A 10,774-nucleotide genomic window follows, 5' to 3' on the forward strand; every position below is an offset into this window, starting at 1 on the left:
GGCGGGCAGGCCCTACTATGTGGCGCATGGCCAGACCGCGCAAGCCCCTTCTCAGCAGAGCCCGCATCGTCGAGGCGGCGGGTGCGCTGGTGGACGCGGAGGGGCTGGAGGCGGTGTCGACGCGGCGGCTGGCGGCCGCACTGGGGGTCAGCGGGCCGTCCCTGTACAACCACTTCCGCACCAAGGACGAGATCCTGGACGCGGTCGCGGACGCGGTGAGCGCGCGGGTCGACTTGTCGATGTTCGAGCCCGGCCGGCGCCTGGACTGGCGGGACGCCCTGCACGCCTGGGCCCACTCGTACCGGGACGCCCTGTCCGACCATCCCAACATCGTCCCGGTGCTGGCGCGGGGCCCGGGGCGCCGGCCGGCGGGCCTGCGGCTGGCGGACGCGGTCTTCGGCGCGATGACGGAGGCCGGCTGGCCCCCGGCGCAGGCGACCCGGATCGGCGCGCTGATGCGGTACTTCATCCTGGGCTCGGCGATGGCCTCCTTCGCCCGGGGTTTCGTGGACGACGAGACGGCATACGACCCGGCGGACTACCCGCACCTGGGACAGGCCCACTTGCTGGCCGAGCGCCAGCACGAGGTGGACGAGGGCGCCTTCGAAACCGGCCTGGCGGCCCTGCTGGACGGCCTTGCCCTCCAGTACGAGGCGATCCGCACATCCGCGTGACGCACGGCCCGGCACGGCAGGGCAGGGCCCGGCCCGGCGCGGGCAGGGCCGGCGTGGGCAGGGCCGGCGTGGGCAGGGCCGGCGTGGGCAGGGCCGGCGTGGGCAGGGCCCGGCACGGGCAGGGCCCGGCACGGGCAGGGCCCGGCACGGGCAGGGCCCGGCACGGGCAGGGCCCGGCACGGGCAGGGCCGGGCCGGCGCGGGCAGGGCCGGGCCGGCGCGGCCCACCGAGGGCGGGGCGGCCCCTAGAAGACGACCAGGGAGCGGCCGCCCTTGCCCGCCAGCATGGCGTCGAACGCGGCCGGGATGCCGTCGAGGGTGATGCGGTCGGTGACCAGGGCGCCGAGGTCGAGCCGGCCCGCGCGGACGTGTTCGGCGATGACCGGGAGGTCACGGGCCGGGTCGCTGTTGCCGTAGACACAGCCGGTGAGGGTGCGGGCGAAGTGGAAGATCTCCAGCGCGTGGAACGTGACCTCCTGGTCCTTCCCGCCGATCCCGACCACCGTGGTCCGGCCGCCCCGGCGGGTGGACTCCCAGGCCGCGCGGATGCTCTGCGCCCGGCCGACGCACTCGACGGCGACGTCCGCGCCCTGGCCTCCGGTCAGGGCGCGGATCTGCTTGGCGGTGGTGTCGGAGGCGAGCACGAAATCGGTGGCTCCCGCCGCCCGCGCCAGTTCCTCCTTGGCCGGGGAGACGTCGACGGCCACGATGGGGCCCGCCTGCGCGATCCGGGCGGCCTGCAGAGCGGCCAGGCCGACCCCGCCCACCCCGAACACGGCCACCGACTCGCCCGGGCGGACCTGGGCGCTGTGGTGCACGGCTCCGTAGCCGGTGAGGACCGCGCAGCCGAGCAGGGCGGCCTCGGCGAGCGGGATCCCGGCGGGCGCGGGCAGCACGCAGTTGGCCGCGACGACGGTCTCCTCGGCGAACGCGGCCACGTTCAGCCCCGGGTGCAGCTCGGCGCCCTGCGCGTCGTGCGCGTAGACGGCCCCGACACCCGTCAGCGCCTGCGCGCAGAGCCAGACCTCGCCGATCGAGCAGTGGTGGCACTGCCCGCAGGACGGGGCCCAGTTGAGCACCACCCCGTCGCCGGGGGCGACATGGGTCACACCCTCCCCGACGGCGAGGACCGTACCCGCGCCCTCGTGGCCGAGGACGGCGGGCACGGGCACGCGCATGGTGCCGTTGGTGAGGGACAGGTCGGAGTGGCAGACCCCGGCCGCGGTCAGCCGGACCCTGACCTGCCCGGGCCCGGGATCGGGCAGCACGATCTCCCTTATCTCGAGCGGGGCTCCGACGGCGGGCAGGATGGCGGCGCGGACCATGATCGTCTTCTCCGGATCGGGGCGGCTCGGAACGGGCGGGACAGGCGGACAGTGCGGGGCAGGCTGTGCGGGGCGGAGCCGGTGCGGGTCGGCTTAGAACTGCAGGGACTTGGTCTGGAGGTACTCCGTCAGACCGTGCGGGCCCAACTCGCGGCCGACGCCCGACTGCTTGTAGCCGCCGAAGGGCGCGAGCACGTTGAAGCGGCCGCCGTTGATGTCCACCTGGCCGGTGTCCATGCGGCGGGCGAAGGCCACGGCCGTCTCCTCGTCCGCGGCCCAGACCGCGCCGCCCAGCCCGTAGACGGTGCCGTTGGCGATGCGCAGGGCGTCCTCCTCGTCCTCGTAGGCGATGATCGACAGCACGGGGCCGAAGATCTCCTCCTGGGCGATGGTCATGTCGGGGGTGACGTCGGCGAACACGGTGGGCGCGACGAAGTACCCCCGCTCGTGCGGGGCCTCGGCGCCGCCGGCGACGAGGCGAGCCCCCTCCTCAACACCCTTGGCGATGTACCCGCGTACGCGTGCGTGCTGCTTGGCGTTGATGACCGGGCCCAGGCGGGTGGCCGGGTCGGTCGGGTCGCCGGTGGGGTACGTGGCGACGGCGGCGGCCGCGAGCGAGACGGCCTCCTCATACTGGTCCCGGTGGACGAGCATGCGGGTGAGCGCGTTGCAGCTCTGGCCGGTGTTGTTCATGACGTGGCCCACGCCAGCGGCGACGGCCTTGGCGAGGTCGGCCCCGGGCAGGATGACATTGGCCGATTTTCCGCCCAGCTCGAGGGCGACCCGCTTGACGGCGGCCCCGGCGGTGGCGCCGATCTGCCTGCCGACAGCGGTCGAGCCGGTGAAGGAGACGAGGTCGACTCCCTCGTGCGCGGCGAGGGCCTGCCCGGCGACCGGGCCGGTCCCGGTCACCAGGTTGAAGACTCCGGCCGGGATGCCCGCCTCGTGCACGGCTTCGGCGAAGAGCTGTGCGGTCAGCGGGGTGTCCTCGGCCGGCTTGAGGACGAGGGTGCAGCCGGCGGCGAGAGCGGGCGCCACCTTTGCAACGACTTGGTGCAGGGGATAGTTCCAGGGCGTGATGGCCCCGACCACACCGATCGGTTCGAGCAGCACGGTGGAGTTCCCGAGCCGCTCCTCGAAGGAGTACGAGGCCGCCAGTTCGGCGTACGAGGAGGCCACCGCGAGCGGCGCCCCGACGTGGACCATCTCCGCGAAGCCGAGCGGGGAGCCGAGTTCCGCGGTGATGGTCTCGGCGATCTCGCCCTTGCGGGCGGCCAGCACGTCGCGCAGGGCGCCGATCAGCGCCGCCCGCTCGGCCGGAGCCGTGGCCGCCCAGCCCGGGAAGGCCGCGCGGGCCGCCCGTACGGCGGCGTCCACGTCCTCCGCGGTGCCGGCCGGAACCGAGGCGATGACCGTCTCGTCGGCCGGGTTGACGACCTCGATGCGGTCGCGTCCGGTGGCGGGCAGCCATGCGCCGCCGATGTACATCCCGTCGTGGGCCTTCATGGCATTCCTCCCGAGCACGCACGAGCGCGTAGAACTGACCTCGCGGACACCCTACAAACTAGCGTCGGTAGTTTTCGGCGCGCCAGGGGCGGCCGGGATCAGATGATGCCGAAAAGCATCCCTGCCGCGAGGACCACCAGGGAGGTCAGGGCCGCCCATTTGACGGTGAAGCGGGTGTGGTCGCCGAACTCGACCTTGGCCATGCCGACGAGGACGTAGACGGCCGGAACCAGCGGGCTCGACATGTGCAGCGCCTGACCGACCAGGGAGGCGCGGGCGATCTCGAGCGGGGAGACGCCGTGGGCGGCGCCGGCCTCGGCGAGGACGGGCAGTACGCCGAAATAGAAGCCGTCGTTGGACATGAAGTAGGTGAGCGGCAGGCTGAGCAGGCCGGTGACCAGCGCCATGTGCGGGCCCATGCCCTCGGGGATGGCGCCGACGAGCCAGTCGGCCATGTGCTTGACCATGCCGGTGCCGGAGAGGACGCCCGTGAAGACGGCGGCGGCGAAGACCATGCCGGCGACGTTGAGGACGTTCTCGGCGTGGGCGGCGATCCGCGCCTTCTGGTCGGGCATGTGCGGGTAGTTGACGGTGAGGGCGAGGGCCGCGCCGAGCAGGAACAGCACCGGGATGGGCAGCAGCTCCATGATCATCGCGGTGAGCAGGGCGATGGTCAGGCCGGCGTTGAACCAGTACAGGCGCGGGCGCAGGGTGGCGCGGTGCGGGTCGAGGCCCTGGAACCCGTCCTCGGGGGCGTCGGCAGCGGCCGGGCCCGGGGCGGGGGCTGCCGCCGGGGTCGGGGCCGCGGGATCGGAGCCGCCGGTCGCGGTGGGCTTCGTACCGCCGCGGCCTACCGGAGCGGCCGGGTCCGCCGAGGCCCCGGCGGAGCCGCCCGCACCGGCGGAGACCAGGGCGGAGGCGGTCTCCGGGGCGTGCTCGACGACGGTGGTGGTGGAGGTGACGGCCTTGTCCTTGTCCTTGTCCTTGTCCTTGTCCTTGTCCTTGTCCTCGTCCTCGGGCATGGCCAGGAGGCCGACCCGGCGGCGCTCCTTCACACCGAGGACGTAGGCCAGGAGGAACACGAAGACCAGGCCCGTCGCGAGGGCCGGGATCATCGGGACGAAGATGTCGCCGGCGTCGAGCTTGAGGGCGGTCGCGGCGCGGGCCGTGGGGCCGCCCCAGGGCAGGGTGTTCATGACGCCGTTGGCGGTGGCCGCGACGCCCGTCATGACCACCAGGCTCAGGCCGAGCCGCTTGTACAGCGGGTACATCGCCGAGACGGTGATCATGAAGGTGGTCGAGCCGTCGCCGTCGAGCGAGACGATCGCCGCCAGGACGGCGGTGCCGACGACCACGCGCATCGGGTCCGCCTTGCAGAAGCGCAGGATGGCGCGCACGATCGGGTCGAACAGGCCGACGTCGATCATCACGCCGAAGTAGACGATGGCGAACATCAGCATGGCGGCGGTCGGGGCGAGTTTGCCGACGCCGTCGATGACGTAGTCGCCGAGGTGGGCGCCCTTGCCTGCGAACACGCAGAAGAGCGCGGGGATGAGGACGAGCGCCGCGATGGGCGACATTTTCTTCAGCATGATCAGGACCAGGAAGGTCGCGATCATGGCGAAGCCGAGGATGGTCAGCATGCTGGGAACGTAGGTGCCTCCGCGTCACGTCAACAAGACGTCAACGCGTGAGCAATACGAGCAAAAGCCCAGCTCAGGGCAGGGGCGTCAGCGCGACGGGGAAGCCGTTGAGCACGGCCGTGCCCGAGAGCGGGTCGAGCCGGGTGCCGTCGAGCAGCTGGTTGACGTTGGCCCCGGGGGTGGCCGCGGCCACCGAGAGCCGGGCCCCGGCACGGTCGTGGCCCCAGCCGTGCGGGAGGCTCACCACCCCGGTGCGCAGGGTGTCCGTGATCTCCACGGGAACCTCCAGGCTGCCGCCGTCGGCGGTGATCCGGGCCCGGCCCCCGTCGGTGAGCCCCAGCCGGTCCGCGTCCTGCGGGTGGACCTGGAGGGTGCACTGGTTGGAACCTCCGGTGAGGGCCGGGACGTTGTGCAACCAGCTGTTGTTGGACCGCAGATGGCGGCGGCCCACGAGCACCAGGGCGGCAGGGCGTTCGGCGAGCGCCGTCCGCAGCCTGGGGAGCTCGGCCGCGATCGGGTCCGGGAGCAGCTCGATCCTGCCGCTGCGGGTCTTCAGCACGCCCGGGAGCCGGGGCCCCAGCGGCCCCAGGTCGATCCCGTGCGGGTACGCGAGCAGCCGCTCCAGACTGAGCCCGTGCGCGGCCGGGCCGGCGCCCGGGCCTGCGGCCGGACCTGCCGCAGCACGGCCGGCGGCAGCGGCGTCGGCGGCAGCGGCGTCGGCGGCAGCGGCGTCGGCGGCAGCGGTGTCGGCGGCGCCGAACCGGTCTCCGTACGGCCCGAGTCGGAGCATCAGGTCGAGCCGCCGCTCGGGGCCGCTCCCTCCCGTGAGCAGGCCTGCGAGATGGGCCGGGTCCTGCCCGTGCAGCGGGGAGTGCGGAGCGGCGGTCTCCCTGGCCAGGGCGGACTGGATGGCCAGCTCGTCGACGCCCGCCGGGTCGGCGGTGCCGTGCAGGCCGGAGACGGCGAGGATCAGGCGCGCGTGGATCTCGCACTCGTCCATCCGCCCCTCCTCCAGCGGCACGGCGGCGGGGGAGAAGCGGGCCTGGTTGCGTACGGCGAACCCGTTGAAGGCGAAGTCGAAGTGCACGCTCTGGGAGGGCGGCGGCGGGGGCAGCACGACGTGGGCGTGGCGCGAGGTCTCGTTCAGGTAGGGGTCGACGGAGACCATGAAGTCGAGCCCGGCCAGCGCCCGGTCGAGCCGGTCGCCGTCGGGTGCGGACAGGACGGGGTTGGCGGCGATGGCGAGCAGCACCCGGATCTGCCCGTCCCCCGGGGTCTCGATCTCCTCCGCGAGCGCGGCGGTGGGGAGTTCGCCCTTGGCCTCGGGGTGACCGCTGACCCTGCTCGCCCAGCGCCCGAGGGCGAACCCCTTGCCGGGGCCGGCGGGCCTCGGTGCGGGGGCCGTCGCGGAGAGCGGGAAGAGGGCTCCGCCCGGCCGGTCGAGGTTGCCGGTGAGGATGTTCAGTACGTCGACCAGCCAGCTGGCGAGCGTGCCGTACTCGACGGTGCAGCTGCCGATCCGTGCGTAGACGGCAGCGGTGGGCGCGGCCGCGAGCTCGCGGGCGAGGACGCGGATCTCGGCGGCCATGAGGTCGCAGGCGGGTGCTACGGCCTCAGGAGTGAAACTCCCGAGTGCGGCGGCGAGTTCCCCGATTCCCTCGGTGAGTTCCTCGAGCGCGCCGGGGGCCGCGAGCTTCTCCTCGATCAGCGTGTGCGCGAGGGCGGCGAGCAGCAGTGCGTCGCTGCCGGGCCGCGGGGCGAGGTGGCGGTCGGCGAGCCTGGCCGTACGGGTGCGGCGCGGGTCGACGACGACGAGGGTGCCGCCGCGGGCGCGCAGGGCCTTGAGCCGGCCGGGGAAGTCGGGGGCGGTGCACAGCGAACCGTTGGACTCGACCGGGTTGGCGCCGAGGAGCAGCAGGAAGTCGGTGCGGTCGAGGTCGGGGACCGGGATGGCGAAGGGGTCGCCGAAGAGCAGTCCGCTGGAGACGTGCTTGGGCATCTGGTCGAGCGTGCTGGCGGTGAAGAGGTTGCGGGTCCCGAGGGCCTTGAGGAGCAGCGGCGGGTAAAGGGCGCCCGCCATGGTGTGGACGTTCGGGTTGCCGAGGACGACACCGACCGCCTGGGGCCCGTACTCCCGGACCAGGGCGGGGACCGCGGCGGCGATGGCGTCGAAGGCCTCCTCCCAGGTGGCCTCCTGGAGCCGGCCGTCGCGCCGGACCAGCGGGGCGTGCAGCCGGTCGGGGTCGGAATCGAGCGCTCCGAAGGCGGCGCCCTTGGGGCAGATGAAGCCGCGGCTGAAGACGTCCTCGCGGTCACCGCGGGCGCCGGTGACCGCGGTGCCCTCGATGGTGAGGGTGAGGCCGCAGGTGGCTTCGCACAGGGGGCAGATGCGCAGGGCGGTGCGGGGCATGGGCCCTCCAGGGGCGGCAGGCTGCGGCACGGGCACGCGGGCGCACCGAGCATACCGACCGGTTGGGACGGGCGGGAGGGGTCTGCGGGGGCCGGTCGGCGTGCTCTCGGGCGCGGGCTCGGGCGCGGGCGCGGGCCAGGCGGCCGGCCGGGCGAATCAGTCCAGTACCCGGGCCAGATAGGCGTGCATCATCGCGCGGGTCTCGGCGACGATGCCGGGATCGCCGGCCGGGTCGGCGCGGAAGGCCAGCTGGATCAGCGCGTCCGTGGCCTCGACGGCGACGAGGACGGCCCGTCGCAGCGTGGCGTCGGGGGTCAGGCCGAGGTGTGCGCAGAGCAGTTCGGTGAGGCGGGCGGCGACCAGGTCGTTGGGGTCGGCCTCCGGGCCCTCGGACGGCGGCGCGGGCACGCCGAAGTCGACGAGGGCGAAGCCGGGAACGCTCCGCTTCATGACCAGGTACTCGTCCAGGATCGCGTCGACCACGGGCCGCCACTGGGCGGTGGGGAGGCCGGTGAGCCGGTCCGCGATGCCGTCGGCGTAGCGGTCGAGGTTGCGGTGGGCGAGGGCGATGGCCATGGCCCGCTTGTTGCCGAAGAAGCGGTAGACCGAGCCGATCGGCACGCCGGCGCGCAGGGCGACGGCGCGGGTGCTGAGGTTCTCGTACCCGGTCTCGTCGAGCAGCTCGGCGCAGGCGTCGAGGATCCGGGCGAGCCGGTCGGCGCTGCGCTGCTGGATCGGGGTGCGGCGCAGGGAGTGGGCGGGAGGCACGGGGTCCATCATGCCGGTCCTCGCTTCGGTGTCGAGCGGGGGCTCAGTTCAGCAGGAGGCTCAGCCCGCCGATGGTGTACGTGATCATCAGCGCGAGCAGCGGCAGCTGTCCGGCCACGGCTTTCGCGGGCGGGAAGAGCCGTACGGACCGGTCGTGAGCTGCGACGACGCCGAGCACGTGGCCGGTGACCACGGCGATGACCTGGAGGGCGGCGAGGCCCCCGGGGTCCAGGGGTGAGGACGGTTCGGGGGCGTTGTCAGTGCCGAGTGCCATGCTCACTGTGCGTGGTCCTTCGGTGACGAGAAGGGAGAAGTAATGGGCGACGAGATAGCCGAGCGCGATCGGCACGAGTGAGTGCGCGAAGGCGGTGAGCGGGCCGGGGTGCGGGCCGCTGACCAGGCGGGTGGCCGCCGCGCACAGGCAGTACAGGGTGGCGACGAGGGCGACGGAAGCGAGCAGTCCGAGCGTGGCCGTGGGGGTGCGGCCGAGGGGGGAGGTCTGGAGGGCGTTGATCCAGGAGGGGTTGTCGGAGAAGCCGTCGTAGGCGGTGGAGCCGAGCAGGACGCAGACGGTGGCGACGAGTCCGGGCCGCTCGGGCGTCGCGTCGAGTCCGTGGAAGGGGTTTCGGAGAACCAGCCGGCCGTCGCTGCGACGGCCGAGGGGGGAGAGCCGGGCGAGGAGGGCGGAGTACACCTCGAAGGGGTCCGCCTGGTCGAACCAGCGCTCGCCGTAGCGGGCGGCGAGCAGCAGGTGGGCGGTGGCGTAGGCGGCGAGGGCGATGAGGAGGGTGGTGGTCGATGCGGGATCGGGCGAGACGAGCTCGAGCCAGGTGAAGGCGAACAGCCCGGCGGCGGCTGGCCATTGGCCGAGCCTGGCGGGGAGAGCGGGGAGGGGGTGATCGGGAAGGGGGCGGTCGGGGTCGTGGCGGCGGGTGTCGCGATGGTTGGCATCGCGGCGGTGAGCGTCGCGGCGATGGTGGCGGGCCCGGGTGAGCAGGCGGTGCAGGGTGCGGAGCGGGTTGAGCAGGCGCCAGACGGGGCCGAGGAGGAGGGAGGCGGGGACGAGTCCGACCCAGAAGAGGACGTAGACGGCGCCGGGAGCGGGGTTGCGTGCGGGGTCGTCGGGACCGAGGAGGAGGTGGAGGAGGACGGCGAGGGCGGCGGCGAGGCCGAGTCCGCGCAGCGCGGTGCGGGTGGCGGGTGCGTCTGCGGCCCGCTGGAGGGCGGCGGGCAGGGGGCGACCCGAGCTGTCGCCGCGGAATCGGGAGGTGGACCAGAGCAGGCCCAACGCGAGGAAGGAGACGAAGAGCGCGGCGAAGGCTCCGGCGAAGGCATAGAAGGGAGAGATCGGCAGATCGTGCTGGGACCCGATCCCGTGCGCGAGTGCGGTGAGCGGGTCGTCGGCCCGGTACGGGACCACGCCCGAACCGACCCCGCCACCGCCGGCGCCCGGGACAGCCCCCAGCCCAGCCCCGGGCCCGAACCCCGGCCCCGGACCACCGGGGGTCACCATCGCCCCACCCGGAGCCTTGGCCCGGACATCGGCTGAGGCAGCGGCCGGAGCCTTGGCTGGGGCAGTGGCCCAAGCCCTGGCTGGGGCCCTGGCCCGAGCCTTGGTTGAGGCACTGGCTGGGACCCTGGCCCGGGTATCGACTGAGGCAGCGGCCCGCACCTCAGTCGAGGCCCTTGCCGCGGCCCTGGCCCGAACAACGGCCGGGGCAGCGGCCGGAGCCTTGACTGAAGCCCTGGCCCGAGCAATGGCTGACGCGGTGGCCCGAGCCCTGACTGAAACACTGGCCCGGGTATCGACTGGGGCAGCGGCCCGCAGCTCAGCCGAAGCCCTAGCTGGGGCCCTGGCCCGGGCATCGACTGGGGCAGCGGCCCGCAGCTCAGCCGGAGCCGTGGCCTGGGCATCGGCTGGGGCAGTGGCCCGAACCTCGGCCGGAGCCCTGGCTGGGGGCCTGGCCCGGGCCTCAGCCGGCGCCCCGACTGGAGCCCTGACCGGAACAATGGCTGGGGCACTGGCCCGAGTCTTGGCTGCGGCCTCGGCCAAGGCCCGGACTGGAACTCTGGCCGGAGCATCGGGCGGAGCCCCGGCTGGGGCGCTGGTCGGAGCCTCGCCGGAGGGCTGGTCCGGGGGCCCGGCCTGAGCCCGACCTGGCCGGTGCTCCGGCCAGGCACGCCGGGCTCGCATCCGGGTGGCCGGACGCAGCCCCGGCGTGCCCCGGCGCCGCGGGCCGCTCCCCCGCCGGGGGCGGTTCGGGCCGCCGGGGAGGGCACGGCTTGCGCCGTCGGCATCGGCATCGGCATCGGCATCGGCATCGGCGGGGTCATCGGACGAGGAGTTGGGTCAGGATGTTTGTAAGCACTTCTTTTGGGACCAGAGTTCCGAGTTCTTTTGGCTCCAGTGAGCGGGTGCTGGGGGCGTGCGGGAGGTGGGTTCACGCCC

At 73.9% G+C, this 10,774-nt stretch carries 7 protein-coding genes; 1 reads left to right on the forward strand and 6 read right to left on the reverse strand.

The window, feature by feature from the left end; all coding sequences use genetic code 11:
• Nucleotides 1–26 precede the first annotated feature (26 nt).
• Nucleotides 27–674 (forward strand): TetR/AcrR family transcriptional regulator, encoded by a 648-nt coding sequence (locus ACFWP3_RS24830; protein WP_384224893.1) that lies wholly within the window; start codon nucleotides 27–29, stop codon nucleotides 672–674.
• A gap of 244 nt (nucleotides 675–918) precedes the next feature.
• Here ACFWP3_RS24830 and ACFWP3_RS24835 read toward each other — a convergent pair whose 3' ends face one another.
• From ACFWP3_RS24835 to ACFWP3_RS24860, 6 genes are all read right to left on the reverse strand, one after another.
• A complete protein-coding gene (locus tag ACFWP3_RS24835; protein WP_384224896.1) occupies nucleotides 919–1,998 on the reverse strand; it encodes a Zn-dependent alcohol dehydrogenase in 1,080 nt (359 codons plus the stop codon).
• A gap of 93 nt (nucleotides 1,999–2,091) precedes the next feature.
• Nucleotides 2,092–3,504, reverse strand: a complete 1,413-nt coding sequence (locus tag ACFWP3_RS24840) for an aldehyde dehydrogenase family protein (RefSeq protein ID WP_384224899.1) — start codon at nucleotides 3,502–3,504, stop codon at nucleotides 2,092–2,094.
• Between the two features lie 98 nt (nucleotides 3,505–3,602).
• Entirely contained in the window at nucleotides 3,603–5,147 is a 1,545-nt protein-coding gene (locus tag ACFWP3_RS24845; RefSeq protein ID WP_384224900.1) for a CitMHS family transporter, read from the reverse strand.
• Between the two features lie 73 nt (nucleotides 5,148–5,220).
• Nucleotides 5,221–7,557, reverse strand: a complete 2,337-nt coding sequence (locus tag ACFWP3_RS24850) for a molybdopterin oxidoreductase family protein (RefSeq protein ID WP_384224903.1) — start codon at nucleotides 7,555–7,557, stop codon at nucleotides 5,221–5,223.
• 156 nt (nucleotides 7,558–7,713) lie between these two features.
• Entirely contained in the window at nucleotides 7,714–8,334 is a 621-nt protein-coding gene (locus ACFWP3_RS24855; RefSeq protein WP_384224912.1) for a TetR/AcrR family transcriptional regulator, read from the reverse strand.
• A gap of 34 nt (nucleotides 8,335–8,368) precedes the next feature.
• Nucleotides 8,369–9,745 carry a hypothetical protein gene (locus ACFWP3_RS24860; protein WP_384224906.1) on the reverse strand — a complete coding sequence of 459 codons (1,377 nt, stop codon included), beginning with the start codon at nucleotides 9,743–9,745 and terminating at the stop codon, nucleotides 8,369–8,371.
• Nucleotides 9,746–10,774 lie beyond the last annotated feature (1,029 nt).

It is taken from the genome of Streptomyces sp. NPDC058525, assembly GCF_042719495.1.
GTDB lineage: Bacteria > Actinomycetota > Actinomycetes > Streptomycetales > Streptomycetaceae > Streptomyces.